The organism is Brachybacterium aquaticum (assembly GCF_014204755.1).
Taxonomy (GTDB): domain Bacteria; phylum Actinomycetota; class Actinomycetes; order Actinomycetales; family Dermabacteraceae; genus Brachybacterium; species Brachybacterium aquaticum.
This window is the reverse complement of record NZ_JACHLZ010000001.1, coordinates 157,953-183,410: the sequence shown is the minus strand read 5'-3', so window position 1 is coordinate 183,410 and position 25,458 is coordinate 157,953. Positions and strand designations below refer to the sequence as shown.

At 72.6% G+C, this 25,458-nt stretch carries 24 protein-coding genes and 1 tRNA gene; 13 read left to right on the top strand and 12 right to left on the bottom strand.

The window, feature by feature from the left end; all coding sequences use genetic code 11:
• Positions 1 to 71: 71 nt before the first annotated feature.
• The gene (locus HNR70_RS00745; RefSeq protein WP_184323969.1) at positions 72 to 893 is read right to left on the bottom strand and encodes a serine hydrolase domain-containing protein; all 822 of its coding nucleotides are present in this window, start codon (positions 891 to 893) and stop codon (positions 72 to 74) included.
• On the bottom strand, positions 890 to 1,753 hold the full coding sequence (locus tag HNR70_RS00740; protein WP_184323968.1) for a serine hydrolase domain-containing protein: 864 nt from the start codon (positions 1,751 to 1,753) through the stop codon (positions 890 to 892). The genes HNR70_RS00745 and HNR70_RS00740 overlap by 4 nt, the downstream gene beginning before the upstream one ends.
• 349 nt (positions 1,754 to 2,102) lie before the next feature.
• On the opposite strand from HNR70_RS00740, the gene HNR70_RS00735 reads away from it, so the two are divergent.
• The 9 genes from HNR70_RS00735 (at position 2,103) to HNR70_RS00695 (ending at position 13,237) form a co-directional block, all read left to right on the top strand.
• Positions 2,103 to 2,858: a L,D-transpeptidase family protein gene (locus HNR70_RS00735; RefSeq protein ID WP_184323967.1), complete on the top strand. Its 756-nt coding sequence runs from the start codon at positions 2,103 to 2,105 to the stop codon at positions 2,856 to 2,858.
• 233 nt (positions 2,859 to 3,091) lie between these two features.
• On the top strand, positions 3,092 to 3,805 hold the full coding sequence (locus tag HNR70_RS00730) for an FHA domain-containing protein (protein WP_184323966.1): 714 nt from the start codon (positions 3,092 to 3,094) through the stop codon (positions 3,803 to 3,805).
• A 7-nt stretch (positions 3,806 to 3,812) separates the two neighbouring features.
• Entirely contained in the window at positions 3,813 to 4,340 is a 528-nt protein-coding gene (locus tag HNR70_RS00725; protein WP_184323965.1) for an FHA domain-containing protein FhaB/FipA, read from the top strand.
• Positions 4,337 to 5,761 carry a PP2C family protein-serine/threonine phosphatase gene (locus HNR70_RS00720; RefSeq protein ID WP_246375113.1) on the top strand — a complete coding sequence of 475 codons (1,425 nt, stop codon included), beginning with the start codon at positions 4,337 to 4,339 and terminating at the stop codon, positions 5,759 to 5,761. Before HNR70_RS00725 ends, HNR70_RS00720 begins: the two co-directional genes overlap by 4 nt.
• Positions 5,761 to 7,173 carry an FtsW/RodA/SpoVE family cell cycle protein gene (locus HNR70_RS00715; protein WP_312857527.1) on the top strand — a complete coding sequence of 471 codons (1,413 nt, stop codon included), beginning with the start codon at positions 5,761 to 5,763 and terminating at the stop codon, positions 7,171 to 7,173. Before HNR70_RS00720 ends, HNR70_RS00715 begins: the two co-directional genes overlap by 1 nt.
• Positions 7,170 to 8,615, top strand: a complete 1,446-nt coding sequence (locus tag HNR70_RS00710) for a peptidoglycan D,D-transpeptidase FtsI family protein (RefSeq protein WP_184323964.1) — start codon at positions 7,170 to 7,172, stop codon at positions 8,613 to 8,615. The genes HNR70_RS00715 and HNR70_RS00710 overlap by 4 nt, the downstream gene beginning before the upstream one ends.
• Positions 8,612 to 10,279: a serine/threonine-protein kinase gene (locus tag HNR70_RS00705; protein ID WP_184323963.1), complete on the top strand. Its 1,668-nt coding sequence runs from the start codon at positions 8,612 to 8,614 to the stop codon at positions 10,277 to 10,279. Before HNR70_RS00710 ends, HNR70_RS00705 begins: the two co-directional genes overlap by 4 nt.
• A complete protein-coding gene (pknB, locus tag HNR70_RS00700; RefSeq protein WP_184323962.1) occupies positions 10,276 to 12,588 on the top strand; it encodes a Stk1 family PASTA domain-containing Ser/Thr kinase in 2,313 nt (770 codons plus the stop codon). The genes HNR70_RS00705 and pknB overlap by 4 nt, the downstream gene beginning before the upstream one ends.
• Complete coding sequence (locus tag HNR70_RS00695) at positions 12,575 to 13,237, top strand: anthranilate synthase component II (protein ID WP_184323961.1); 663 nt, start codon at positions 12,575 to 12,577, stop codon at positions 13,235 to 13,237. Before pknB ends, HNR70_RS00695 begins: the two co-directional genes overlap by 14 nt.
• Positions 13,238 to 13,303: 66 nt before the next feature.
• Here the strand turns inward: HNR70_RS00695 and HNR70_RS00690 are convergent, their stop codons facing one another.
• Genes HNR70_RS00690 through HNR70_RS00680 form a run of 3 tightly spaced genes read right to left on the bottom strand, consistent with a single transcriptional unit; the run spans position 13,304 to position 15,116 of the window.
• Positions 13,304 to 13,495 carry a hypothetical protein gene (locus tag HNR70_RS00690; RefSeq protein WP_184323960.1) on the bottom strand — a complete coding sequence of 64 codons (192 nt, stop codon included), beginning with the start codon at positions 13,493 to 13,495 and terminating at the stop codon, positions 13,304 to 13,306.
• Positions 13,495 to 14,265, bottom strand: a complete 771-nt coding sequence (locus HNR70_RS00685; protein WP_184323959.1) for a class E sortase — start codon at positions 14,263 to 14,265, stop codon at positions 13,495 to 13,497. The genes HNR70_RS00690 and HNR70_RS00685 overlap by 1 nt, the downstream gene beginning before the upstream one ends.
• Positions 14,262 to 15,116 (bottom strand): DUF881 domain-containing protein, encoded by an 855-nt coding sequence (locus HNR70_RS00680; protein WP_246375112.1) that lies wholly within the window; start codon positions 15,114 to 15,116, stop codon positions 14,262 to 14,264. Before HNR70_RS00680 ends, HNR70_RS00685 begins: the two co-directional genes overlap by 4 nt.
• A 117-nt stretch (positions 15,117 to 15,233) precedes the next feature.
• Here HNR70_RS00680 and HNR70_RS00675 point away from each other — a divergent pair, with 117 nt between their 5' ends.
• From HNR70_RS00675 to HNR70_RS00665, 3 genes are all read left to right on the top strand, one after another.
• Complete coding sequence (locus HNR70_RS00675; protein WP_184323958.1) at positions 15,234 to 15,758, top strand: cell division protein CrgA; 525 nt, start codon at positions 15,234 to 15,236, stop codon at positions 15,756 to 15,758.
• Positions 15,759 to 15,908: 150 nt separating this feature from the next.
• Positions 15,909 to 17,033, top strand: a complete 1,125-nt coding sequence (locus HNR70_RS00670; RefSeq protein WP_184323957.1) for an LppM family (lipo)protein — start codon at positions 15,909 to 15,911, stop codon at positions 17,031 to 17,033.
• A gap of 108 nt (positions 17,034 to 17,141) precedes the next feature.
• Positions 17,142 to 17,214: transfer RNA gene (locus tag HNR70_RS00665), tRNA-Arg, on the top strand.
• Between the two features lie 180 nt (positions 17,215 to 17,394).
• On the opposite strand, the gene HNR70_RS00660 is transcribed toward HNR70_RS00665, so the two are convergent.
• Positions 17,395 to 17,742 carry an ArsR/SmtB family transcription factor gene (locus tag HNR70_RS00660; RefSeq protein WP_184323956.1) on the bottom strand — a complete coding sequence of 116 codons (348 nt, stop codon included), beginning with the start codon at positions 17,740 to 17,742 and terminating at the stop codon, positions 17,395 to 17,397.
• Positions 17,743 to 17,800: 58 nt separating this feature from the next.
• On the opposite strand from HNR70_RS00660, the gene HNR70_RS00655 reads away from it, so the two are divergent.
• Positions 17,801 to 18,907, top strand: coding sequence for a cation diffusion facilitator family transporter (locus HNR70_RS00655; protein WP_184323955.1), 1,107 nt, complete (start codon positions 17,801 to 17,803; stop codon positions 18,905 to 18,907).
• Here HNR70_RS00655 and HNR70_RS00650 read toward each other — a convergent pair.
• From HNR70_RS00650 to HNR70_RS00625, 6 genes are all read right to left on the bottom strand, one after another.
• Entirely contained in the window at positions 18,894 to 20,126 is a 1,233-nt protein-coding gene (locus HNR70_RS00650; protein WP_312857526.1) for a Gfo/Idh/MocA family protein, read from the bottom strand. The two genes, HNR70_RS00655 and HNR70_RS00650, sit on opposite strands and share 14 nt — an antisense overlap.
• Positions 20,116 to 20,880 carry a ThuA domain-containing protein gene (locus HNR70_RS00645; RefSeq protein WP_184323954.1) on the bottom strand — a complete coding sequence of 255 codons (765 nt, stop codon included), beginning with the start codon at positions 20,878 to 20,880 and terminating at the stop codon, positions 20,116 to 20,118. Before HNR70_RS00645 ends, HNR70_RS00650 begins: the two co-directional genes overlap by 11 nt.
• Before the next feature lie 431 nt (positions 20,881 to 21,311).
• Positions 21,312 to 21,740 carry a hypothetical protein gene (locus tag HNR70_RS00640; RefSeq protein WP_184323953.1) on the bottom strand — a complete coding sequence of 143 codons (429 nt, stop codon included), beginning with the start codon at positions 21,738 to 21,740 and terminating at the stop codon, positions 21,312 to 21,314.
• Positions 21,737 to 22,504, bottom strand: coding sequence for a histidine phosphatase family protein (locus HNR70_RS00635; protein ID WP_184323952.1), 768 nt, complete (start codon positions 22,502 to 22,504; stop codon positions 21,737 to 21,739). The genes HNR70_RS00640 and HNR70_RS00635 overlap by 4 nt, the downstream gene beginning before the upstream one ends.
• Before the next feature lie 32 nt (positions 22,505 to 22,536).
• Positions 22,537 to 24,243, bottom strand: coding sequence for an FAD-binding oxidoreductase (locus HNR70_RS00630; protein WP_184323951.1), 1,707 nt, complete (start codon positions 24,241 to 24,243; stop codon positions 22,537 to 22,539).
• Positions 24,240 to 25,457 carry a lysophospholipid acyltransferase family protein gene (locus tag HNR70_RS00625; protein ID WP_246375111.1) on the bottom strand — a complete coding sequence of 406 codons (1,218 nt, stop codon included), beginning with the start codon at positions 25,455 to 25,457 and terminating at the stop codon, positions 24,240 to 24,242. Before HNR70_RS00625 ends, HNR70_RS00630 begins: the two co-directional genes overlap by 4 nt.
• Between the last annotated feature and the right edge of the window lies 1 nt (position 25,458).

Here is a 25,458-nt window from a genome sequence, read left to right as displayed (position 1 = left end):
CTGCGTCACGCACCCGGGTGGGCGGCCGACGGGCGGGGCGGCCCCGCGGCAGGGCGGCCGACGGGCGGGGCTCAGCCGGCGTGGGCGGCGAGGACCTCGTCGGCCAGCCGCGGCATGACCTCGCGGTGGGCGTCGCAGAAGTCGTGGGAGGTGCCGACCACGAGGGCGAGGTCCGCGTCCGGGTCGACCCAGAAGGCGGTGCCGCGCATCCCGAAGTGCCCGATGGTGCGCGGGGAGTTGTGCGCACCGGTCCAGTGCGGGGACTTCTCGCCGCGCACCTCGAGGCCGAGGGCGAAGGGGTTGGGCTCCTGCTTGCCGAAGCCGGGCATGATGCCCACGAGCTCAGGGAACTGGATCCGGGTGAGCTCGGCGAAGTGGGCCTCGTCCAGCAGGGTGGGGCGCAGCAGCTCGGCGGCGAACAGGGCGAGGTCGGTGAGCGCGCCGGAGGCGCCGACGGAGGCCGACCCCTCCCAGTAGAGGCCCGTCATCCCCAGCGGGTCCGCGATCCGCTCCTGCACCCAGTCGCCGAAGTCCCGCCCGACGGCCCGCTCGACGTGCCGTGCGGCCTCGTCGATGCCGTGGTTGGAGTAGTGGCGGCGCAGCCCCGGGGCCTGGAGCGTGTTCTCGGACTCGTAGAAGTAGCCGCTCGCATGGGCGAGGAGGTGGCGCAGCGTGGCGCCGGGCGGGCCGGCCGGGTCGTCGAGGTCGACGCGGCCCTCCTGCAGGGCGAGCGCCGCGCCGACGCCGGTGAGGGTCTTGGTCACCGAGCGCCAGGGCCGGATCCGCTCCACGTCACCGCGTCGCTCCCGCACCCCCTCGGGGCCGAGCACGATCGCCGCGGCCTCGAAGCCGAAGTCGTCGAGGACTCCCAGCGCGCCCGCCCCGGTGCTCATCCGTCCTGTCCCGAGGGTGCGGTCCGGGCGAAGCGCTCGAGGACGGCGTCGGTGATCCCGGGCCAGACCCGCACGTGCTCGGGCCCGAAGGGCTCCTCGCCAAGGAAGACGGCGGCCAGTCCCGCGTCAGGGTCGGCCCAGAGGAAGGAGCCGGACTGGCCGAAGTGGCCGACGGTGCGGGGGCTGGAGGCGGAGCCCGTCCAGTGCGGATCCTTGTGGTCGCGGATCTCGAGTCCGAGCCCCCAGTCGTTGGGCTTCTGCCGGCCGTAGCCGGGCAGGATCCCCGCGAGCCCCGAGAACTGCACGCTCGTCGCCTCGCGCCACAGCTCCTTGGAGATCAGCGTGGGGGCGAGCAGCTCGCGGCCGACGGCCAGCAGGTCGTGCACGGTGCCGCGGTAGCCGGCGGCCGGGGAGCCGTCGACCTCGAGGTCCCGCAGCTCCAGTCCCTGCACCACGGTCTGCTCGACCCAGTCGGCGAAGTCGTATCCGGTCGCGTCCTCGACGTGGGCGGCGAGGACCTCGAAGCCGGTGTTGGAGTAGATGCGGCGTGCGCCGACGGCGCCGACGGTCTCCTCGCCCTCGAAGGGGTACCCGGCGGTGTGGGCGAGCAGGTGGCGGACGGTCGCGCCCTCGGGCCCGGCCGGCTCCTCGAGGTCGACCAGACCCCGCTCGACGGCGACGAGCACGGCGAGCGCGGAGATCGGCTTGGAGACGCTGGCCAGCGGCAGCACCCGGTCCGCAGCGCCCTGGGTGTGGAGGACGGCGGAGGCGTCCGTGACGCCGAGGGCGTGGACGAAGTCCAGGTCGACGGGGATCTCGACGGGCGTCTCGTCGCGGGGTGCGTCGGGGCTCGCAGTCATCACGCACTCCACTATGGCACGGTCCTGGAGAGCCGGCCCGGCACGACCCTGGAGGGCGGGCCCGGCACGGTCGCCGCACCGTGCCGAGGCGCCGTCGACCCGCCACTGACAACCGTCCAGAATCCCGACCGGACGGCAGGACGGGCCCGTGACCGAACCGTGATATGTCCGATTCGTCCCTCCACCTGCGCCATCACATCTCCTCCACAATCCATGCGCCGACCAGCCATGCCTTTGGGTTGTTTACCATCCCTTGACTGTTGCACGATGGCCGTGACGGCCCCCACAAGGGGTGCCTGCCCGCTGTCGGCGCCACCCGCGCTCGGCACATCACAAGGGGGATTGACCGATGGACCTGACCGTCACCGACAGACCGGCTCCGCCCACGGACCCGGACCAGGGGCGCGGACTGCTGCCGATCGCACCCTCCCGCCGCACCCTGCTGATCGGGGTGGGGACGCTGGGGGCGGGCCTCGCGCTCGGCACCGGGGCCGCCGACGCCGCCGGACCGACGCTCCGCAAGGGGGACCGCGGCAGCGCGGTGACCACCCTGCAGAAGCGGCTGAACGCCCTGCGCTACTGGTGCGGCACTTCCGACGGCAGCTTCGGGCACCTCACCCAGCAGGCCGTCTTCGCCGTGCAGAAGGCCGCCGGCCTCGGCCGGGACGGTGTGGTCGGGGCGAGGACCTGGGGCGCGCTCGATGCGGGGAAGCAGCCGAGCCGCCGGATCACCAGCGGCAGCGGATTCGAGGTCGACCTCTCCCGGCAGCTGCTGATCCTCACCGGGGGCGGCCGCATCGCCTGCATCCTGAACACCTCCACCGGCAGCGGGGAGCGCTACTACTCCGGCGGCCGCTGGAAGACGGCGACCACGCCGAAGGGCGACTTCCGGATGTACCGCCTGTACTCCGGGGGCTGGCAGAACGGGCCGCTGGGGAACCTGTACCGGCCCGGCTACTACGACCGCGGCTGGGCGATCCACGGCTCCGCCTCGATCCCCACCTATCCCGCCTCGCACGGCTGCAGCCGCATCTCCGTGGGCGCGTCGGACTACCTGTGGGCGCGCGGCTGGTTCCGCACCGGCCAGCGGGTGCTGATCCACTGAGGCACGGACCGGACCACGGATCGTCCGACCCGCCCGCTGCGCCCCGGCGTGCTGCCGGGGCGCAGCGGGCGGGTCGGGACCGCCGCCTTCACCTCTCCTGCACGATTCCCTCGCCCCCTCCGCGCCCGGCGCTCCCGACTCCGCCCTGGCCACGCGCTACGATCGGGGGGCGCACAGCTCAGTCGGGGCTGTTCGCGCGCACCTGGCAGCCACAGCGAGAGCGAAGGACCACCGTGGGGATCTTGGATCGGATCGAGCGCGGCCTCGACCGCGGCGTGACGAGCGTCTTCTCGCCCGGTCGCGGGCAGCTGAAGCCGCTCGACCTGGCACAGGGCCTCAAGCGGGAGTGCGACGACCAGATCCAGGTCCTCGACCGCACCCGCACCCTCGCCCCGAACGTGTACACCGTCTACCTGCACTCGCAGGACTTCGACCGTTTCGCGTCCTGGCAGGACACCCTCATCGACGAGCTCCAGCGCGTGCTCATGGAGCACGCGGACACGCAGCGCTACATGTTCGTGGGTGCGGTGTCCGTGGCGCTGGAGAAGGACGACGAGGTGCGCCAGGGACGCTTCGAGACCGAGTCCCGCACCGAGCGCGGGAGCGTCGCGCCCGCAACGGGCGCCGCCCAGGACGGCTCCGCCGGCAAGCCCATCGTCGAGATCGACGGCCAGCAGTACCTGCTCACCGGCCCGGTCACGGTGATCGGCCGCGGCGGCGACGCGGACATCATCCTCGAGGACACCGGCGTGTCCCGTCACCATCTCGAGCTGCGCGCCGAGCCGGACAGCTCCCTGGTCGCCACCGACCTCGGCTCCACCAACGGCACCTTCGTGGACGGCGAGCGGATCCGCACCCCCGTGACCCTCCACGACCGTTCCATGATCAAGATCGGGCGCACTCGCCTGACCGTCCTGCTGCCGGCCTCCGGGGCGGGCTCCTGGTGAGCGCCCTATGAGCGAACTGACCCTCGTCGCCCTGCGCCTGGGCTTCGTGCTGGCGCTGTGGATCTTCGTTGTGGTCGTGGTGCTGGTGCTGCGCAACGACCTCTTCGGCACCACCGTCGTCACCCGCTCCAGCCGCGATCCGCGCCGTGAGCAGCGCCCGGCCTCCGGCCCGATCGGCGGCGCCGCCTCGCAGGCGGGCACCGATCCCGCGTCCCTGCGCACCGACCCGTCGGTGACGCAGGCGGCGATGGTCGTCACCGCAGGTCCCCTGCGCGGCACCTCCCTGACCCTGGGCTCGACCCCGATCCTCATCGGCCGAGCCCCGGAGTGCACGCTCGTGCTCGACGACGACTACGCCTCCAACCGCCACGCCCGCGTGTTCCAGCGCGACGGGGAGTGGATGGTGGAGGATCTCGGCTCCACCAACGGCACCCTGGTGTCCGGGCGGCGGATCGAGGGCGCGGTCCCGTTCCGTCCGGGGGCCCAGGTGCGGATCGGCCGCACCGAGATCGAGCTGAGACGAGGTCCGCGATGAGCATCGCCCTGCGCTACGCCGCCCGCTCCGACGTCGGCCTCGTCCGCTCCAACAACCAGGACTCCGGCTACGCCGGCAGCCATCTGCTGGTCGTCGCGGACGGCATGGGCGGCCACGCCGGCGGCGACGTCGCCTCCTCGGTCGCGATCGGCCACATGGCGGCGCTGGACTCGGACACCCCGGCCAGCGACATCGTCGCCACCCTCGAGGAGAGCGTGCTCGAGGCGAACCAGGAGATCCTGCGCCGCGCCCGGGACGAGCCCCAGCTGCGCGGTCTCGGCACCACCATCACCGCCCTGCTGCGCGCCGAGGACAAGTTCGCCCTCGCCCACATCGGCGACTCCCGCGCCTACCTGCTGCGCGGCGAGGAGACCGTCCAGATCACCAAGGACCACACCTTCGTCCAGCGCCTGCTGGACGAGGGCAGGCTCACCGAGGACGAGGCCGAGCGCCATCCCCAGCGCTCCGTGCTGATGCGCGTGCTCGGCGACGTGGACGCCGATCCGGAGCTGGACCTCTCGCTGCGGGCCGCCCACGCGGGCGACCGCTGGATGCTGTGCTCCGACGGCCTGTCGGGCCTGGTCTCGCTGGACACCATCGACGCGACCCTCAAGGAGATCGAGGACCCCGGCGAGTGCGCCGACACCCTCGTGCAGCTCGCCCTCAAGGGGGGCGGCCCCGACAACATCACCTGCATCATCGCCGACGTCGTCGAGCTCGAGGACCTCCCCCGCGGGGTCGAGGCCCCCTCCACGACGCCGCAGATCGTGGGCTCCGCGGCCCGCAACCGCCACCGCCCCACCTCCGGCTCCGGCCCGGCCGCGAAGGCCGCCGCGCTCACCCGCGAGGAGCCCGAGATCCCCTACGCGGACGAGGACTTCTCCGAGGAGGAGCCGCCGCGCCGCAGCCCGTGGCCCGTGCTCGTGGTGCTCGGCCTGCTCGTCGCCCTGCTCGGCGGCCTGCTGTGGGGCGGCTACTCGTGGTCGCAGCGCCAGTTCCACGTGGGCACCGACGGGACCCGCGTGGTGCTCTACCAGGGCCTGTCCCAGGACCTGGGCCCGATCTCGCTGTCCACGCCGCTGGAGTACACGGACATCGCGCTGGAGGACCTGCCGGAGGTGACGCGGCAGCAGGTGGAGAACACCATCTCCGCCTCGGACCGCGAGGCCGCCGATCAGATCATCGACCGGCTCGAGCAGGCCGCCGTCGCCAACCAGCCGCCGCCCGCGGTCTCGCCCGCGCCCTCCGATGCCGGGGGCGCGTCCGACGCGGGCGGAGCTTCCGACGCCAGCGGCGCCGGCGGCGGCACCTCCGTCGGCGGCACCGGAGCCGACGGCGCCCAGGATGACACCCAGCAGTCCGAGAGCGACGACACCCGGCCGACCCTCACCTCCACCCCCGGCGAGGGCGAGGAGTCGTAGTGGCCACGGTCGTCTCCTACACCGCACGGCCGCGCCGCCTCCTCCAGGGGCTGCTGCTGGCGTTCGCGGTGGCCATCGGGCTCGGCGCCTACGCCCTGGTGGGACTGGGCCGCTTCGACGAGGTGCCCGCGAACCTGCCGCAGATCGCGATCGGCGCGGTCGTGCTGGCGCTGGCCCTCCAGATCGCCGTGATGTGGCGCGCCCCGTACGCGGACCCCGTGATCCTGCCGATCGTGGTGCTGCTGAACCTGCTGGGCATCGCGATGATCGAGAGCGTCCACGCCGCCAACGAGATCTACGGACTGCGCAGCTCAGCGAGCGCCGACCGCCAGATGCTCTGGGCGATCATCGGGGTGGTGCTGTGCATCGCGCTGCTGGTGACCCTGCGCGATCACCGCCGGCTGCGCCGCTACACCTGGATCAGCGCCGTGATCGGCGCGGTCCTGCTGCTGCTGCCGCTCGTGCCCGTGATCGGCTCGGCCCGCAACGGCTCGAAGATCTGGATCTCCATCGCCGGCTTCAGCTTCCAGCCCGCGGAGCTGGCGAAGATCTGCTTCGCCATCTTCTTCGCCGGCTACCTCGTCTCCCGCCGCGACACCCTCGCCCTGGCCGGCCCGAAGGTGCTCGGCATCCACCTGCCGCGCTGGTCCGACTTCGGCCCGATCCTCATCGCCTGGGGCTTCGCCATGGCGGTGCTGGTCTTCGAGACGGACCTGGGGACGTCACTGATGTTCTTCGGCCTGTTCGTGGTGATGCTCTACGTCGCCACCGACCGGCTGAGCTGGCTGGTCATCGGTGCGGTGATGTTCCTGCCGCCCGCGGTCTTCGCCGCCACCCAGATGGGGCACGTGCGCACCCGCATCACCTGCTGGCTCGACCCGCTCTCCAGCGCGAACTTCTCCTCCTGCGAGCAGATCTCGCAGGGCCTGTTCGGCCTCGCCAACGGCGGGATCACCGGCGCGGGCCTCGGCGAGGGCCGCCCCGACGTGGTCCCCCACGCCGAGTCCGATTTCATCTTCTCCTCGTTCGCGGAGGAGCTCGGCCTGGTCGGCGCCTTCGCGCTGCTGCTGCTCTACCTGCTGCTGGTCCAGCGCGCGATCCGCGCGGCGGTCGGCATCTCCGACGGCTTCGGCACCCTGCTGGCCGGCGGACTCGGCTTCGTGATGGCGCTGCAGGTGTTCGTGGTCGTCGGCGGCGTGACCCGGGTGATCCCGCTGACGGGGCTGACCCTCCCCTTCCTCGCCGCGGGCGGCAGCTCGCTGGTGTGCAACTGGCTGATCGCCGGGATCCTCGTGCGGCTGTCCGACGCGGCCCGTCGGCCCGCCGCCCGCCAGGTCGACGGCGCGACCGCCGCTCCCGTCCCCCCGCAGAGCCCGAAGCCCCCGCAGAGCCCGCAGGAGGTGACGGCATGAACAAGCCCCTGCGCCATGTGTGGCTGGTGGTCAGCGTCCTCTTCGTGCTGCTGTTCACCTCCACCACCTACTTCCAGGTGATCGCCCAGCCCCGGCTGAACGCCCACGGCCAGAACGATCGCACCCTGTACAACGAGTACGGTCGCCATCGCGGACCGATCGTGGTGGACGGTCACGCCATCGCCTCCTCCCAGGAGTCCGGCGACACCTACGGCTACCTGCGCACCTACGATCCGGGCGCGATGTACGCCCCGGTCACCGGCTACTACTCGGTGGTGTACGGCTTCACCGGCATCGAGCGCTCGCTGAACGACACCCTGTCCGGCGAGGCGGACTCGCTGTTCTACCACCGCATCTCCGACATCCTCTCGGGCCGGCAGGGCCAGGGCGCGACCGTCGAGCTGACCCTCGACGCCGGTGCCCAGCAGGCCGCCTGGGACGCGCTCGACGGCCGACGCGGCGCTGTGGTGGCGCTCGACCCGGAGACCGGCGCGATCCTCGCGATGGTCTCCGCGCCGAGCTTCGACCCCAACGAGCTCGCCACGCACGACACCTCCGCGGTGTCGCAGGCGTGGTCGGCGCTGAACGAGGACTCCTCCCGGCCGCTGACAAACCGCGCGATCGGCGGGGACCTGTACCCGCCCGGCTCGGCCTTCAAGCTGATCACCGCCTCGGCGGCGCTCGAGAGCGGCGACTACACCGCCGACTCGGTGATCCCCGGGCCCGGCACCTACCAGCTGCCGAACTCCTCCTCGGTGATGAACAACTTCTCCGAGGGCCGGCAGGACGCCTGCGGGCCCGACGACGAGTCCACCCTCGCCGAGGCGCTGCGCCAGTCCTGCAACACGTCCTTCGCGATGCTGGGCGTCGCCGTGGGCGAGGACCAGCTGCGCAGCACCGCCGAGGACTTCGGCTTCGGCAAGGACCTGTCGATCCCGATGGGCGTGACCCCCTCCCGGATCGGTGAGGACCTCGACGCCGCGCAGCTGGCCACCACCTCGATCGGACAGTACGAGACCCGGGTGACGCCGCTGCAGATGGCGATGGTCGCCGGGGCGTTCGCGAACGACGGCGTGGTGATGCAGCCGCAGCTCGTGCAGGCGGTGCGCACCGCGGACCTCTCCACGGTCGCGGAGCTGACCCCGAGGGAGTTCGGGCAGCCGCTCAGCGCCTCCAACGCCGCGCAGATGCGGCAGATGATGGTGGGCGTGGTCGAGGACGGCACCGGCGCAGCGGCAGCGATCGACGGCGTCGAGGTGGGCGGCAAGACCGGCACCGCGGAGTGGGGCACGGACCGCGCCCCGCACTCGTGGTTCGTCGGGTACGGACAGACGGAGCAGCGGAAGGTCGCGGTCGCGGTCGTGGTCGAGGAGGGCGGATACGGGTCGCGCACGGCGGCGCCGATCGCCCAGGACGTGATGGAGGCGGTGATCCAGCCATGAGGACCGAACCGGGGCTCGTGCTCGAAGGACGCTACGAGCTGACGTCCCTGATCGCCACCGGCGGGATGGGGCAGGTCTGGAAGGGACGCGACAAGGAGCTGAAGCGCGAGGTCGCGATCAAGGTCCTGCGCGAGGAGTACGCGGGGGACGAGGGCTTCCTCAAGCGCTTCCGCGCCGAGGCGCGCCACACCGCCGCCCTGTCCCATGAGGGCATCGCGGCGCTGTACGACTACGGCGAGCTCGACGGCCGCGCCTACATCGTCATGGAGCTGTGCCCGGGCCGGCCGCTCTCGGACATCATCGAGGAGAACCCCGGCGGGCTGCCCGAGAAGCGGGTCGTCTCGCTGCTCATCGAGCTCGCCCGCGCCCTGGACGCCGCCCACTCCAAGGGCGTGGTCCACCGCGACGTGAAGCCCGAGAACGTGCTCGTGGACGAGAACAACGGCTGGTCGATGAAGATCACCGACTTCGGCATCGCCCGCAGCAAGGACCAGGCGCGTCTGACGAAGACGGGCCTCGTCATGGGCACGGCCCAGTACCTCTCCCCCGAGCAGGCGATGGGCAAGCAGGCCACCTCCCTCTCGGACATCTACGCGCTGGGCATCGTGGGCTACGAGATGCTGGTCGGCTCGCGCCCCTTCACCGGCTCCAGCCAGGTCGAGATCGCGATGGCGCAGGTCAAGCAGCAGCCTCCGGAGCTCCCCGAGTCCCTCAACGCCGACCTGCGGCGCCTGGTGATGATGATGCTGGCCAAGGCGCCGGCGAACCGTCCCCGCTCCGCCGCGGCGGTCGCGCGGATCCTCGAGGCGATCCAGCGCGGTGTCGAGCCGCGCTTCACCACCGGCGCGATTCCGGTGACCCGGGTCGAGGACCACGACTGGACCGGCGAGAACCGGGTCCGGCCGGCAGGTTCCCGCGACGGGTCGCCGGGCTCCCCCGGCTCCGGTGGGACCGGTCCGCAGGAGCGCCGCCCCGGCGCCTCCCCGACCGGCACGCGCACCGCCGCGATGCCGCTGCCGCTGTCCGGGCGCGGCCGCGGGATCCGCCACCGCTCGGGAGCCTCGGGACCCTCCGCGCTGTCGGCCGCGTCGGCCGGCTCCGCGCCCCGGCTCGACCCGGTGCCGTCCCGGCACTCGGCCTCCACGCGCGACTCCGCGTCGTCCCGCGACTCGGCCCGCTCGGCGATCTCGCCGGGCGCCGCGCCCCGCTCCTGGCCGGAGTCCGCGACGTCCGCTCGCGGCACGGAGTCGCCCCTGCACGCCGCGTCGGCCGCGAGCACGGCCGACGGGGCCGAGCGCGCCTTCGCGGGCGGCGCCTTCGAGGACGTGGACACCGCCTCGTCCTCCCGCACCGTGCGCGGCACCTCGACGGGCCGACGGGTCGGCGGGCTGTCCGTGCCCGGGCTCGTGCTGATCATCCTGGTGGTCGTTGCGATCGCGGTCGCGATCGCCGGAGGCCTGGGGCTGCTGCCGCTCGGCGCGCTGGGCGCCACGGGCCTCGCGGACGGCGGAGCGGCCGCCGCCGGGGCGGCGCTGGCCGTCGTCGGCGTGGCCCCGCCCACCCCGCCGGAGGGTGACGGGGCGTCAGGAACTACGATGGTCCGATCGGTCGGTGTCGACCATGGAATCGGTGTCGACCAGGGCACGAGGACGGGTGTGGAGTGAGCGAAGCGACAGTGGTCCTGGGTGGGCGCTACCACCTGGGCAGGATCCTCGGTACCGGGGGCATGGCGGAGGTGTTCCTCGCGGAGGACACCCGCCTGCACCGCACGGTGGCCGTCAAGGTGCTGCGCTCCGACCTCGCCCGCGACGCGAACTTCCAGGAGCGCTTCCGGCGCGAGGCGCACAGCGCCGCCGCGCTGAACCACCCCTCCATCGTCGCCGTCTACGACACCGGCGAGGAGCAGCAGACCACCATCACCGGGGCCGAGGTCACGATTCCCTTCATCGTGATGGAGTACGTCCAGGGCAAGACCCTGCGCGAGTACATCGACCCCGAGCACCCGATGGACGCCGTCCAGGCCGGGGAGATCATGGCCGCGCTGCTGAGCGCGCTGGAGTACTCCCATCGCGCCGGGATCGTGCACCGCGACATCAAGCCCGGCAACATCATGATCAACGAGGCCGGGGCCGTGAAGGTCATGGACTTCGGGATCGCCCGCGCGATCGCGGACGCGACCAGCGCCATGACCGCCACGCAGGCCGTGATGGGCACCGCCCAGTACCTCTCCCCCGAGCAGGCGCGCGGCCAGCTGGTCGATGCCCGCTCCGACATCTACTCCGCCGCGTGCGTGATGTACGAGATGCTCACCGGGCGCCCGCCGTTCACCGGCGACACCCCCGTCTCCATCGCCTACCAGCACGTGCGCGAGGAGCCGCAGCCCCCGTCGGCCCTGAACCCCGCGATCACGCCCGCGCTCGAGGCCGTGATCCTCACGGGCCTGGCCAAGGACCGCGAGCAGCGGTACCCGAGCGCGGTCGCGTTCTCCCGCGACATCGCCGCCGTCGTCGCCGGGCGCGCCCCGGCGCTCGTGGGCGGCGCGGTGCCGGGGGCCGACGACCCCGAGGCCACCACGATCCTCTCCCCCATCGACGACGCCACCGAGGCGCTGCCCGCCACCACCGGGGGCCTCGCCGCCGTGGGCGCCGCCGGCGTCGGCGCTGCAGGTGCTGCCGGTGCCGGGGCGCTGGCCGCCCAGAACTGGTCCGGCTCCTCCGCGCCGAGCCCCGCGACCGGTCCGCTGGCGCTGCGCTCGGGCGACGAGGTCGAGCCGGAGAACACGCGCAAGCGGCCCTGGTGGCTGATCATCCTCGTGGTGCTCGCCGTGGCCGCGCTGCTCGGTGCCGCCGCGTACTTCCTGTTCGCCGGCAACCGCGGACCGGACACGGTCCGGGTCCCGGACGTGTCCGGGCAGACCGAGGAGCAGGCGCGCACGGAGCTGACGGATCTCGGGCTGGACCCGACCTTCGAACCAGCGCAGTCCACCGACGTGGAGCAGGGCCGGGTCATCGACACCAACCCGCCGGCGGGCGAGAGCGTCGAGGTCGGCTCCGCCGTCACCGTCAGCGTCTCCGCAGGTCCGGACTCCGTGCAGGTGCCCGACGACCTCGAGGGCATGACCCGTGACGAGGCCCGTGCCGCGATCGAGGCGGCCGGACTGACCATGACCGAGGGCGATCCGGAGGACGCACCGCAGGAGGAGGGGACGGTCACCCGCACCAACCCCCAGAGCGGCGCGACCGTCGACCGCGGCAGCGAGGTCGTGGTGCGCTTCGCCTCCGGCGACGTGGCGGTCCCCGATGTCACGGGCATCGACTTCGACCGGGCCAAGGAGACCCTCGAGGCCAGCGGCTTCGAGGTCCCCGACCCGTCGTCCCGCGAGGACGAGGAGCAGGCGCCGGGCACGGTCCTCACCCAGTCCCCGACGGCCGACGGGGGCGTGCGCCCCTACGGCTCGCGGATCGACCTCGTGATCGCCGCCGAGCCCGGCCCCGTGGCCGTCCCGAACGTCACCGGTCGCGCTCTCGCCGATGCGCAGTCGGTGCTGGCCGATGCCGGCTTCGGCACCGAGCAGCGCACCGAGGCCTCGGACTCCGTGCCCGAGGGCCAGGTGATCCGCACCGAGCCCGGGGCCAACGAGCAGGTCTCCCGCGGCTCCACGATCACGATCATCGTCTCCTCGGGGCCTGAGCCGACGCCGAAGCCGACCACGCCCGCACCGACCACGCCGTCCCCGACCCCGACTCCGGAGCCGACCCCGGAGCCGACGGAGCAGCCGAGCGAGGAGCCCACGCCGACGGACCCCCCGACGGAGAGCGGGGAGGCCCAGGGCGCCGGCGTGACCGGGAACAGTACCGGGAACAACGGCAACGGGAACGGCAATGGGAACGGCAACGGGAACGGGAATGGAAACGGCAACGGGAACGGGAACAACGGCAACGGGAACGGGAACAACGGCAATGGCAACGGCTGAGCGGGACTCCGCGCGCATCCTGGTGGTGGACAACTACGACAGCTTCGTCTACACGATCGTCGGCTACCTCCAGCAGATGGGCGCCACCACCGTGGTGGTCCGCAATGACGAGGTGCCCGAGACGGCCGACGGCGCCGTGGACCTCAGCGGCTTCGACGGTGTGCTGATCTCCCCCGGGCCGGGCAACCCCTCCACCGCCGGGCGCTCCCTGGACGCCATCGGCGCCTGCGCGGAGCAGTCCGTGCCGATGCTCGGGGTGTGCCTCGGCCACCAGGCGCTCGGGCAGTACTTCGGCGCGACGGTCGACCATGCCCCGCAGCTCATGCACGGGCGCACCAGCGAGCTCACCCACGAGGGACGCAGCGTCTTCGCCGGCGCCCCCTCCCCCATGACAGCCACCCGCTACCACTCCCTCACGGTGGTGCCGGAGACGATCCCCGCAGAGCTCGAGGTCACCGCCCGCACCGCCGACGGCATGGTGATGGGCCTCGCCCATCGCGAGCTGCCCCTGCACGGGGTCCAGTTCCATCCCGAGTCGGTGCTCACCGAGAACGGGCACCTGATGCTCGCGCGCTTCCTCGAGCTGTGCGACGGGCAGGACGCCGTGGAGCGCTCCGCGGGGCTGAAGCCCCTCATGACCGCGGGCTGAGGCCCGACGCGATCGTCCAGCGGCCGACGGGCTCGTCGGCCGCTAACCCTGGCGCGTCGCCCGGGGTCAGGAGTGTGGGGCGGGCACCGCCGCGTGCTCGGCCCCGCCCACGAGTCCGTCGTTGAAGGGCATGTAGGGCGCGATCGCGGGGAACACCCACCCGAACAGGGCCACGACCACTGCGGCGAGCAGCAGCACCGTCAGCACGATCCGCATCCACAGCGGGCCCGGCAGGTGCCGGAAGAGCCATCCGTACATCAGTTCCCGCCCTCCTCGGCGGCAGAGCCGGCAGAGCCGTCGGAGAGCGCCTCGGGGATGCCGTCGGCGCGGTCGGTCCAGTAGGCGAACTCGGCGTGGACGATGTACCGCTCGCGCGCCGAGAACATCGGGTGGCAGGCGGTGAGGGTCAGCATCCGGTCGGTGGCCTCGACGCCGGGCTCTCCCGGGACCGGGGCGATCACCTCGACGTCCTGCGGCATCACGACCAGCGACTCGGTCACCTCGTACACGTAGAACGCCTCGTCGGTCTCGATGACGATCGGGTCCCCGGGCTGCAGGCGCGCGATGTCCTCGAAGACGCGACCGTAGGTGTTGCGGTGGCCGGCGATGGAGACGTTGCCGACCTCGCCGGGCAGCGCGGTCTCGGGGTAGTGCCCGGCGCCCTTCACGTTCAGGACGTCCTCGAGGCCGACGCCCTCGGCGAGCGGGAAGGTCTCCCGGTCGAAGGCGGGCACGTGCATGGTGCCGAACACCATCGTGTCCCCGGGGGTCGCGGGCACCGGCGGCGGGCCGTCCTGGGCCGGGGCGATCTGCTCGCGGTCCACGTCGCCCCATTCCTGCTCGAGGCCGGAGAGGATGTCGGCCTGCTCGCGGTCGGCCATCACGTCGGTCCACCACAGCTGCCACACGAGGAACAGCCCGAGCAGCACTCCGGCGGTGACGAGCAGCTCGCCGAGCACCCCGAGCACGCCGGGGCCGCGCGGGGCGGCGCGATGGGTGCGGGAGGTGTCCGTGCGGCGCGCGGTCATCGGGGCACCGTCGCATCGAGGGTGAGGGAGCCGGTGTAGGCGGGCAGGGTCGTGTCCCCGAGGTCCTCGACCTTCTCGCCGAGGCCGACGTAGTCGACCCATTCGCGGTAGACCTGCACCCCGGGGGCCTCCTCGAGGGCGGCGTTCATCTCGTCGACGGGGCCGATGACGGTGATGACGAAGGGCGGGGAGTACACCCGGCCCTCGAGCAGGAGGGTGTTGCCGGCGCAGCGGAAGGCGCTGCCGTTGATGACCCGCTGGTCCTGCAGCATCATCGCCTCCGCGCCCCCGGCCCACAGGGCGTTGATGTAGGCCTCGAGATCCTGCTGGTGGACGACGAGGTCGTTGGGCTCGGTGCCCGGGATCGCGCCGAGCGCGCTCGAGGGCGCATCGGTGAGGGTGATCCGCAGGCCCGGGCCCTCGACCTCGCTGAGGCCCACGACGTCGAAGACCTGGTCGGTGAGCGCCGCGGTGTCCTCCCCCGCGACGGCGCCGCTGCTGTCGCGCAGCGCGTCGATCTCCGCACGCTTGTCCTCGTTGTCCTCGGTGAGCTGCTCGATGGTGCGGCCGCGGTCGGCGAGCACGCCCGAGACGTCGCTGCTCTCGTCGCGGATGGAGCCGCCGCCGGAGAGGCGGGCCGTGGTGGCGAACAGGACCCCGCACAGCACCATCACCGCGGCGACGCCGACGCGGCCGAGGCGTCGGGTGCGGGCGGGGGCGGCGTCGGCGGTGGGAGGAGAAGGAGGCTCCGATGGCTCCGGGGCGCTGATGGGGTCCGGGGCGTCTGAGGGGTCCGGGGCGTCTGAGGGGTCCGGGGCGTCGGGAGTGCCGGGGGCGTCCTGTGTGCCCATCGTCGCTCCTCGCTTCGCGCCGTCCGTCGACGACCATTACCCTAAGCCAAGGTCCGCACCCCCGCGGACCCGCGCGGCGGCGCCGCGCGCACGGCCTCGTCGAGGGAGCATCAATCCATGGCCAGGAGCAGGAAGAAGTCGTCCGCCAGGGCGACGTCGAGCGCGAAGGCCGCAGCGTCCGACGCCCCCGAGGTGGAGGACCTCGACACCGATGCCGCCTCGACGGACGCCTCCGCGACGGACACTGCCGCGACGGGCACCACCGGGGACGACGCTCCTGCGGAGGAGACCTCCGCGAAGACGTCCACCAAGGGCAAGGACCCCGTGAAGCGCAAGGCGTCCAGGAAGACCGCGGGCGGCGAGGTCCCGGAGAAGGCCAAGGACTCCACCCGCTCCGCCACGGTGCGCCGCACGGCCGCCGAGGAGAGCTCGCGGACCGCTGGTCGACGCGTCGCGGCGGCCACCCAGAACCCCACCTGGCTGGCCCCGGCCGCCGTGGTGTTCCTGATCCTGGGTCTGGCCTATCTGGTCACCTACTACATCTCGGCCGGGCAGCTGCCCCTGCCGATCGGCGACTGGAACCTCGCCGTGGGCTTCGGCGTGCTGATGGTGGGCGGCGGCATGCTCATGTTCTGGAAGTAGTGCGGATCCTCTGAGGTCCGAGCACAGGCGCGCGGTGGGGAGTTCTCCCCACCGCGCGTCTGTGCACCTCCCGGTACGCTGATCGTGACGCGCGTCGCGCCCGGTGACGCTCCACAGCATCACCACGGTGCACAACCCGACGGGGGATCCATGACCAGCATCTCGAGGCGACGACGGCTCGTCGCCCTGCTCCTTCTTCCCTTCATGCTGGTGCTCGCCGGCTGCGCGAAGTTCCACGGGGACTTCGACATCCAGGACGCCGACACCATCAACATCAACTACGACTTCGCCATCGACACCGAGTACCTCGAGGGCTACTACTCCTCCGCCGAGGAGCTCTGCGACGAGATGGAGGGCGAGATCGGCGTGGCCGGCGAGATGGCGCCGACGGTCGAGCCCTACGAGGCCGACGGTCAGTGGGGCTGCCGCGTCACCGGGGTGATGACCAGCGACAACTACGGCAGCGGCTTCGACCTCGTCGAGGAGAACGGCGAGCTGCACCTCACCATCACCTCCTCCAGCACGGAGGCCGCGGCGTTCGACGACCCGATGTACACCGACATGGGCATCGACTTCCGGATGACCTTCACCTTCCCCGGCGAGATCATCGAGTCCTCCGGCGGCCAGATCGACGGCAACTCCGTCACCTACACCGACATCACCGAGTTCGCGGGCGGCGTCGACATCCGCGCGGAGGCCGGCGGGTTCCCGTGGGTCATCGTCATCGTCATCGTCCTGGTGGTGGGCTTCCTGCTCCTGCTGGCGCTCGCGGCCATCACCTTCTTCGTGATCCGCAACCGGAAGAAGAACGCCTCCGGTCAGGGCGGTGCCCCGGCGGCCTACGCGGGAGCGTCTGCCGCCGGCGCGGGCAACGTGCCGCCGGCCGCTCCGGGCAGCCCGCAGTCCGCGGGCCCGCAGTGGGGCCAGTCCTCCCCTCCCGCCGCTCCCTTCGGCGGCCAGTCGCCGCAGGGCGGTTCCGCGCCGCAGGGTGGTTCCGCGCCGCAGGGCGGCCAGCAGTGGGGACAGTCCTCGCCGCCCCCGGCCCCGCAGGGCCAGCAGGGTCAGCAGGGCCAGCAGGGTGAGCAGCAGTGGGGCCGACAGCCCGGCCAGCAGGGTCAGCCGCAGCAGCCGCAGCCCTGGGATCGCCCCGATGCCCAGCAGCAGGGTCCGCAGCCGGGTCAGCGGCCGTCGGGCGAGGCACCGTGGAACCGTCCTCCGGGCGAGGGCCAGAACCCGGGCCAGGGGCAGCAGCCCCCGCAGCAGCCGGGCTGGTGAGCCCCCGTCGGCCGCGCCGGCCTGGGCCCTGTGAGCAGGGTCATGGCCCACGGATTGGCGCAGACCTGGGCGGACCGTTAAAGTAGTTCAGGTCGGCGCGACCGACAAGCGCCCGTAGCTTAACGGATAGAGCATCTGACTACGGATCAGAAGGTTGGGGGTTCGAATCCCTCCGGGCGCACTTCGGGAAGAGCCCCGTCACCCCAGGTGACGGGGCTTTTTCGTGCCCTCCATCGGTCAATCCGATCCTGGTGACGAGGCCTTCGCAGCACCGTGACGACCGCCTCGCCACCCGCCCCGAGACCATCACCGATGGTCGTTCAGCGCCGGGGCGATGGCAGTGCGGCGCCGGGGCCGGCGCTCAGTAGCCGTGGGGGTCGTCGCCCTGAGCCGCGCCGGTCACATGCTCGGCGTGCGAGAGCGTCTCGGCCAGGAGGCGGTGCACGTGGGCATCGGACGCGCGATAGAAGGCATAGGTGCCCTCCTTGCGACTCTCCACGAGTCCGGCCAGGCGCAGCTTCGCCAGGTGCTGGCTCACCGCTGCGGCGGTCGCCCCCACCGAGTCGGCCAGGGAGTTCACGCTGCGCTCCTCCTGGAAGAGCGCCCAGAGGATCTTCACCCGGGTGGGATCGGCGAGCATGCGGAAGGTCCTCGCGGCGATCTGTGCGTGCTCGTCGTCGGGCACCGGATGCACGGGAGAGGGATGCATGGGCGCCATCCTATCGACCACCTTGCTATCTGCGCAGTTGCGCAGATAGATTGCTTTCGTGAACCACTCCCCCGCCCCCGCCGGGCACCACGACGGCGCCGCGCACGAGCCTCCGCACGGCCATGCCGATGAGCACGAGCACGGCCACCCCCACAGCCACGGCCATCCTCACGGCCATGACCACGCGCACGGTCACGACCACAATCACGACCACGGGCATTCCCACGACCATTCCGGCCCCTGGGCCCGGCTCCGTCACGCCCTGACCCCGCACAGCCACGACCACGGCGAGGCGATCCGCACGGCCGAGGAGGCCAGCGCCGTCGGCATCCGCGCCGCGTGGATCAGCCTGGCGGGGATGGGGGCGACCGCCCTGCTGCAGATCGCGATCGTGTGGCTGAGCGGCTCGGTCGCCCTGCTCGCGGACACCCTGCACAACCTCGGCCACCTCGCCACGACGATCCCGCTGATCATCGCGTTCCGGCTGGGCAGGCGCGCGCCCACGAGGCGCTACTCCCACGGCTTCCGTCGGGCGGAGGATCTCGTCGGCCTGCTGATCGGGGCGATGATCGCGCTGTCGGCGGCGCTGATCGTGTGGGAGTCGGTGCGGGCGCTGACCTCTGCGCGGGACATGACGCACCTGGGTTGGGTGCTCGCCGCGGCGCTGATCGGCGCGGCGGGCAACGAGCTGGTGGCGATCTATCGCATCCGCGCCGGGCGGCGCATCGGCTCGGCCGCCCTGATCGCGGAGGGGCAGCACGCCCGCACCGACGCCCTCACCTCGCTCGCGGTGGTCGTCGGCGTGATCGGCGCCTGGATGGGTCTGCCCTGGATCGACCCGCTGATCGGCCTGGTGATCGCCGCGGTCGTGGTGCTAGTGCTGATCTCCTCGATGCGCACCGTGGTCCGTCGACTCATGGACGGCATCGAGCCGGGCACGCTGGATGCGGTCGAGTCCGCCGCGGCGGGCGCGCCCGGGGTGCTGTCCGTGCATGACGCCCGGGCGCGCTGGTCGGGGCACCGCCTGGAGGCGGATCTCGCGATCGCGGTGGACCCGGGCCTCACCGTCGCCGCCTCGCAGGAGGTCGTCGGCGCGGTCCAGGAGCGGCTGCACGAGGCGCTGCCGCACCTGGACCGGGCCTCGGTACGGCTCACGGCCGGCTGAGGGCCTCCCGCACGCTCGGCCAGGAGCGCAGGATCTCGCGGGCGTCGTCGTCGGTCTCGGCGGCGATCGCCTCGAGCCTCGCCTGCTCCAGCAGCGGGTCGATCTCGATGCGGGTGCCGCTGTCCACGGAGGCGACCGCGGCCTCGACCATCGCGAAGCTCAGCAGGTTCTCGTGGACCTCGCACATCGGGGTGCGGCCCTCGCGAAGGGCGCTGACGAACTCCACGAGCGACGCGGCGATCTGATCCTTCTCCGGTGCGGCCTCGGCGGCGACGCGCTCGACCTCGGTCTCGGCCTGCAGACGCGCCGTCACCTCCTCGTCCTCGGTGCCGAGCACCGGGGCGCCGGTGCCGTCCCAGGTGGCCGAGCCGTGCTGGGCACCGATCCGCCACTCGCCGTTCCACCAGGTCGGCAGGCCGCGCGCGTTCCACGTGCCGTGATAGGCGAACAGCGCCCCGCCCTCCATTTCGAAGGTCGCCGTCACCGTCGCGTCGTGCGCATACACGCTCCACTTCGGGCGGGCGCCCACCGCGGTGACCGCCACCGGGTCGGTGCCGGTGATGAAGCGGGCGGCGTCGAAGGCGTGGATGCCCATGTCGCGCAGCAGCGGATGGTCCTGGCTGCGGCGGAACCCTTCATGCTCGACGAAGAGCGAGAAGAACGCGCTGGTCATCACCGTCGGGCCGTGCTCGGCGACGAAGTCGCGCAGGCGCCGCACCTGGGGGAAGAAGCGCCGCGACTGGGAGACCATGACCGGCACACCGGTCAGCTCGGTGTGCGCCATGAGGCTCAGCGCCTCCGGGAGGGTCTCGGTGACCGGCTTCTCCCCCAGCACCGGGATCCCCGCGTGCAGGGCCTTCACGGTGACCGGGTGGTGGGCGAGAGGGACCGTGGGGTTCACCAGCAGGTCCGCGCCGGTGGCGAGCGCGAGCTCGACCCCGTCGGCCCCCGTCGCGATCGCGGCGGGATCCTCCACGCCGGACTGGGCGATGACCTTCTCGGGCGCGCCCTCGACGAGGTCGGCGACGCCGACCAGCTCGGCGACGTCGCTGGCGACGATCTCGCGCGCCCACCAGCTGCCCATCAACCCGGCGCCGACGACGACCACCCGGGCGGGCCGGTCGGCCGGCAGCGGCAGGGCGACCCCGCCGGGGCGGGTGGCGGTGCGGGTCGAGGCGCCGTCGTCGGGAGGGATGTCCGAGCGGGCGTCAGATCGCACGCACGGACTCCTCGCCGCGGAACCAGTCGCGCTGGGCGTTGGCGATCCGCACCGGCTGCGCGGGGCGGTCCTCCGGACGGGCCCACTGCACGGCGTTGGCGAGCACGCGCTGGATCTCGGCCTGGTGGTAGACGGGGTACTCCTGGTCGCCGGGGCTGAAGTAGAAGATCTTGCCCTTTCCACGGCGGAACGCGGCGCCGGAGCGGAACACCTCGCCGCCGGCGAAGGAGGAGACGAACACGAGCTCGTCGGGCGCGGGGATGTCGAACATCTCCCCGTACATCTCCTGCTCGGGGACGATGATCGGGTGCGGCACGCCGCGGGCGATGGGGTGGGAGCCGTTGACGGTCCACACCCGCTCCTCCTCGCCCTCGTTGCGCCACAGCAGGTTGCAGGTGGTGCCCATGAGGCGGGTGAAGGGCTTGGAGTAGTGGGCGGAGTGCAGCGGCACCAGGCCCATGCCCTCGTGGACGCGGCGCACCACGCGGTCGGCGATCTCGTCGGGCACGTCGTCGTGGGCCATGTGGCCCCACCAGGTCAGCACGTCGGTCTCGGCGAGAGCCTCCTCGGAGAGGGACTCCTCGATGTCGTCGAGCAGCGCGATCCGCACCTCGGCCTCGACCCCGTCGGCCGCGAGCAGGCGCCGCAGCGCCTCCGCGATCACCGTGTGCATGCCCTCGGGGTAGATCTCCTGGACCCTCTGGTCGACCTTCTCGTGCCGGTTCTCGCCGAAGACGGCGATGCGCAGTGTCATGACTTCTCTCGTCCTGTCGCTGGTCGTTCGCGGTCCGCCCCTACTCTGGCGGTCCGCACCATCGTAGGGGCGCGGGGGCGGGTCGGGCGGATGGCGGCCGACGGGGCCGGGCGCCGGGGCGCGGCTCCGGCGTGGCAGGCCGGCGGGCCGGGACGGGGCGCGGCCGACGGGGCGGAGGCCCCCTTGCCCCCCGGCCGACAGGAACCGTGACCGTGATGTGACCTGATTCTCACGATCGGGCCGCTAAGGTCGACCCCAGGCTCCTTCAACGGAGAGGGGGCCTCTTCTCATGCCGGGGTCCATCGTCGCCGGGGCCTCGTCACGTCGCCGGGGCCTCGTCTTCTGTTGGTGCCCGCTTCCTCGTCTGCCGGGGCCCGCGACGCTGCGAGCGGGTCCGGCTCGCTGCGAGCGGTTCCGCGAGACGTCCGCGCTCAGGTCTCGCGGCTGTCCACCAGGCGTCCGTCGGCCGCGAAGCGCGCGGCGAGGGCCGCCGCGGTGCGGGCATGGGCGCGGGCGGCGCGGGAGCGGCCGACGGTGCCGCCGAGAGCCCGGCCGGCGGTCCTCCCCCAGCGGTATCCGATCACGGTGACCTGCCCGGCGACCGCGCCCTGCGCGTCACGCTCAGCGACGAAGGTGAGCGGGGCGGAGAGGTGGAAGCCGGAGCCGGCGAGGGCGCCGAGGAGCACGGTGCGGCGTCGGCTGCCGCGCTCGAGGACGAGGTGACCGGGCGAGTCCTCGGCCACGCGCCAGCCGCGTTCGACGAAGAAGGATGCGGTCTCCGACTGGACGGCCTCGAGGGGGCCGCGCACCCGCAGGACGCGCCCCGCCGGGGGTGCGTCGGGAGCGCGGCGCTTACTCATGGCTGCGGGGTGGTCCCGTGGCCGGCCGGGGCTCCGGACTGGGCGGCAGTCCTGCCGACGGGCGCCGCCCCACGGCCGGAGCCGAGGCGACGCAGCTCGGCGTTGCCCAGGTGCGGCACCTCGCGGTGCTCGTGCGGGTCACGGCCCTCGCCGAGGGCCAGCGCGATCTGGAGGACGTCCCCGTGGGCGACGAGGACGACCGGGCGGGCGTCGGCCGCACCCTCGGCGCCGGCGCTCGCGACGGCCGCGAGCCCGTCGGCCGACCCCCGACCCGCGGCGAGGGCGTCGGCGTCGCGCAGCGCCGCGAGCACGCGGGCGGCGACGCCGCCGACCTCCTCGACCTCGTCGGTCTGGGGCGTGCGGTCGCGGTCGCGGGCCCACACGGTCTCGTACGCGGTCGCGAGGCCCTCGTCGTGCGCGCCGAAGCTGCGCTCGCGCAGGCGTTCATCGATGGTCGGGGCGGCGGCGCCGAGCACGGCGGCGAACTCCTCGGCCGTCTGCCGCGCGCGAGCGAAGTCGCTGGTCACCACGCGCGTGTCCGGGCCGAAGCCGTGCCCGAGCGCACGGCAACCGGCCGCGCGGGCCTGCTCGCGGCCGAGAGAGGTCAGGCCCACCTCCTCGAGCGCCCGCGGGCCGGGCACCGAGACGATCAGGCCCGCGACGTTCGCGACAGACTCGCCGTGGCGCAGCACCCACACCCCACCCGCCGGACCCTGCGCGATGACGGCAGGTGCGGCGCACGGGGCGGGATCAGTGCTGGTCATGACGAGGTCGCTGGACTCGGGGCCCGAGGGGCTCAGGGCTCGAGGACCTTGCCGGGGTTGAGGTTCCGGCCCGGGTCGTTGTCCGCGAACAGGCCGCGGATCATGCGGGCTCCGGTCTCGCCGAGGTCCTGCTCCATCCAGGGACGGTGCTCGACGCCCACGCCGTGGTGGTGGGAGACGCCGGAGCCGATGTCCACGAAGGTCTGCTGCACGGCGTTCTTCGCGCCGTAGTACTCCTCCAGCGCCGTCTCGTCCGAGGTGTACGGGAAGGCGAAGGTGAAGTAGAGGCAGGCGCCGCCGTGGTAGCTGTGCGACATGTGGCAGAACATGAAGCCCGGGCCGCCTGCCTCCTTCCGCGAGCGGTAGTAGGCGTCGTACACCTTGGAGTGGACCTCGTTGAGCGTCGACCAGCTGGCACCGGTCTCGCACACGTCGCCGAAGACCTGGTAGTTCAGCAGGAAGTCGCGCAGGTAGGGGGTGTCGAACTTCTTCTGGTCGTACACCGCGCCCGGCCCGGCACCGAGGGTGATGCCGCCGTTGCGGGAGACGATCTTCTTCACGATCGCCTTCTCGCGCTCGACGCGCTCCTTGCTGCCCTCGAAGCAGACGTAGCTGATGCACATCTCCTCGGTGGTGTCCCAGCCCTTGGAGCGCAGGTAGGCGAACAGGCCGTCCTGGACCTTCGCGGCGACCTTGCCCTTGGTGGAGCTGGGCTCCTTGACCAGGGCGAGGCTGAAGCGGGTCTCGGGCCCGTCGGACAGCCGCGTGAAGGTGGGCTTGACCTCGGAGCGGGAGATCGCGTGCATGCCGCGGATCCCATGCTCCCAGTCGGGGTACATGTAGGCGATGACCTGGCGCACCGGGGCGATGCGGTGGACCTGCACGGTGCACTCGGTGATGATGCCGAGGCGGCCCTCGCTGCCCAGCACCATCTCGTGGACGCTCGGACCGGCGTCGCGGCCGGGGATCGCCTTGGTGCGCACCACGCCGTCGGGGTGGACCATGCGCAGGCCGCGCACGATCTGCTCGATGTCGCCGTACTTGTCCGACTGCATGCCGGAGGAGCGGGTCGCGGCCCAGCCGCCCACGGTCGAGTAGGTGAACGAGTCGGGGAAGTGCCCCATCGTCCAGCCCTCGGCGTTCAGCTGCTCCTCGAGGTCCGGGCCGTACACGCCGGCCTGGACCCGGGCGAGGCCGGAGGTGTCGTCGATCTCGAGGACACGGTCCATGCGGCCGAGGTTCATCGAGAGGATCGGGCGCTGCTCGGAGATGTCCGGGGTGAGGGAGCCGGAGATGCAGGAGCCGCCGCCGTAGGGGATCAGCACCAGGTCGTGCTCGATGACCAGGCGCAGCACCGCCGCTACCTCGTCCTCGTCACCGGGGTACACGATCGCGTCGACGAGGCGGGTGAAGTCGCCGTGGCGGACGCGGAACAGGTCCGGCAGGGAGCGGCCGAAGGAGTGGACCACGCGGTACTCGTCGTCGTCGCGCAGGTTCGCCTCGCCGACGACGTGCACGATCGCCGCGCGGTGGGCGGGGTCCAGGCGCGTGGCGGGGACGGGGAAGTCCGCGAGGTCGGGCTCGACAGGGTCAGGCATCGTGCGCAGGTCCAGGCCGATCTTCTCGTCGGCCAGCGGTGCGAAGCCGGGCTTGTTGCGCCAGTTGAAGGCGACGTCGTCCAGCCCCCAGCCCCACCACTTGTGCCGCTTGACGTCGCCTGCGTCCACCGATGCGCTCATGCGTTCTCCTCCTCGTCCCGCGGCGCGATGCCCAGGACCTCGTCGTGGTGCCCGTCGTACAGTTCCTTCACCCGCGCGCGGATGCGCGCGATGTAGTCCACGGCCGTCTCGTCCTCGAGGTTGACCATGGGCTCACCGAACACCACCGCGACCGGGGGCCGGCCCTTCTTCGGCCAGCTGCGCCCCTTGGGCATCGCCTCGTGCGCGCCGACGATCGCGGCCGGGATCACGGGCACGCCCACCCCGATCGCGAGCGCCGCGGCGCCGGGCTTGAACTCGGACATCTTCCCGTCCTTCTGGCGCGTCCCCTCGGGGAACACCAGGATCGGCACGCCGGCGCGCAGCAGGCGCCGCGAGAAGCCCGCGTGCTTGCGGCTGCCGCCGCGGTCGATCGGGAAGGCGTTGAACAGCAGGCGCACGAACAGGCGCCGGTGCCACTTGGTGAAGAAGTAGTCGTAGGCGACGCCGGTGGAGAGGAACCGGGCCTGCGCCCAGGGCATCCCCTGCATCAGCATCGGCGCATCGATGTGGCTGGTGTGGTTGGAGACCAGCACGAACGGGCCGCGGACCGAGCGGACGCGGCGCGGCACCACGGCCGACGTGGTCAGCTGTGAGTTCACCACCCCGCGGAAGATGACGCGCTGGAGGATGCGCCGCATCCCCGAGCGCCAGCGGGAGCGGTACTTGGCCAGCTCCCCCTCGGGCGTCTCCCAGCCCTCGCCGCGGGAGCGGGCCGAGAGCGAGGCGAACAGGCGCTTGGAGCGCTGACGCAGCTCCTCGGCGGTCATCGCCGCGGAGGACGAGGGCTTGGCGGAGGGGGCTGCCGGGGCGCCGGCTGCGGAGCCGGCGGCGGGGCCGTCGGGGGTGGGGTCGCCGGCGGAAGCGTCGCCCGGCACGCTCGTCGGGAGGTCGTCGGCCGACGGGGACTCGTCGGCGGCGCCGACCTCGGAGGTCGCGTCGGACCCGCCGGCCGAGCCCGCGCCGTCGGCCGAGCCAGCGCCGTGGATCGAGCGGGCGCCGTGGATCGAGCGGGCGCCGTCGGTCAAGCCGGCGCCGTCGGCCGACGGGGTCGGCTCCTCGCCGTCCACGAGCTCCTCGGAGCTGTCCCCGTCGGCGCGGGCATCCGTGCCGAGCGTGCCGAACACGGGCAGCCCCTCGGGGATCACCTCCTCGGGGAGGTCGTCATCGGGGGTCGTGCTCCTGGGGACGATCATG

Bases quoted from the DNA above. Each gene is read 5' to 3' on its own strand.
- HNR70_RS00735 (WP_184323967.1), top strand. From the start codon at position 2,103: ATGGACCTGACCGTCACCGACAGACCGGCTCCGCCCACGGACCCGGAC.
- HNR70_RS00710 (WP_184323964.1), top strand. From the start codon at position 7,170: ATGAACAAGCCCCTGCGCCATGTGTGGCTGGTGGTCAGCGTCCTCTTC.
- HNR70_RS00680 (WP_246375112.1), bottom strand. From the start codon at position 15,116: ATGGGCACACAGGACGCCCCCGGCACTCCCGACGCCCCGGACCCCTCA.
- HNR70_RS00725 (WP_184323965.1), top strand. From the start codon at position 3,813: ATGAGCGAACTGACCCTCGTCGCCCTGCGCCTGGGCTTCGTGCTGGCG.
- HNR70_RS00660 (WP_184323956.1), bottom strand. From the start codon at position 17,742: ATGCATCCCTCTCCCGTGCATCCGGTGCCCGACGACGAGCACGCACAG.
- HNR70_RS00635 (WP_184323952.1), bottom strand. From the start codon at position 22,504: ATGACCAGCACTGATCCCGCCCCGTGCGCCGCACCTGCCGTCATCGCG.
- HNR70_RS00720 (WP_246375113.1), top strand. From the start codon at position 4,337: ATGAGCATCGCCCTGCGCTACGCCGCCCGCTCCGACGTCGGCCTCGTC.
- HNR70_RS00670 (WP_184323957.1), top strand. From the start codon at position 15,909: ATGACCAGCATCTCGAGGCGACGACGGCTCGTCGCCCTGCTCCTTCTT.
- HNR70_RS00630 (WP_184323951.1), bottom strand. From the start codon at position 24,243: ATGAGCGCATCGGTGGACGCAGGCGACGTCAAGCGGCACAAGTGGTGG.
- HNR70_RS00745 (WP_184323969.1), bottom strand. From the start codon at position 893: ATGAGCACCGGGGCGGGCGCGCTGGGAGTCCTCGACGACTTCGGCTTC.
- HNR70_RS00740 (WP_184323968.1), bottom strand. From the start codon at position 1,753: ATGACTGCGAGCCCCGACGCACCCCGCGACGAGACGCCCGTCGAGATC.
- HNR70_RS00675 (WP_184323958.1), top strand. From the start codon at position 15,234: ATGGCCAGGAGCAGGAAGAAGTCGTCCGCCAGGGCGACGTCGAGCGCG.
- HNR70_RS00695 (WP_184323961.1), top strand. From the start codon at position 12,575: ATGGCAACGGCTGAGCGGGACTCCGCGCGCATCCTGGTGGTGGACAAC.
- HNR70_RS00640 (WP_184323953.1), bottom strand. From the start codon at position 21,740: ATGAGTAAGCGCCGCGCTCCCGACGCACCCCCGGCGGGGCGCGTCCTG.
- HNR70_RS00625 (WP_246375111.1), bottom strand. From the start codon at position 25,457: ATGATCGTCCCCAGGAGCACGACCCCCGATGACGACCTCCCCGAGGAG.
- HNR70_RS00685 (WP_184323959.1), bottom strand. From the start codon at position 14,265: ATGACCGCGCGCCGCACGGACACCTCCCGCACCCATCGCGCCGCCCCG.
- HNR70_RS00690 (WP_184323960.1), bottom strand. From the start codon at position 13,495: ATGTACGGATGGCTCTTCCGGCACCTGCCGGGCCCGCTGTGGATGCGG.
- HNR70_RS00645 (WP_184323954.1), bottom strand. From the start codon at position 20,880: ATGACACTGCGCATCGCCGTCTTCGGCGAGAACCGGCACGAGAAGGTC.
- HNR70_RS00705 (WP_184323963.1), top strand. From the start codon at position 8,612: ATGAGGACCGAACCGGGGCTCGTGCTCGAAGGACGCTACGAGCTGACG.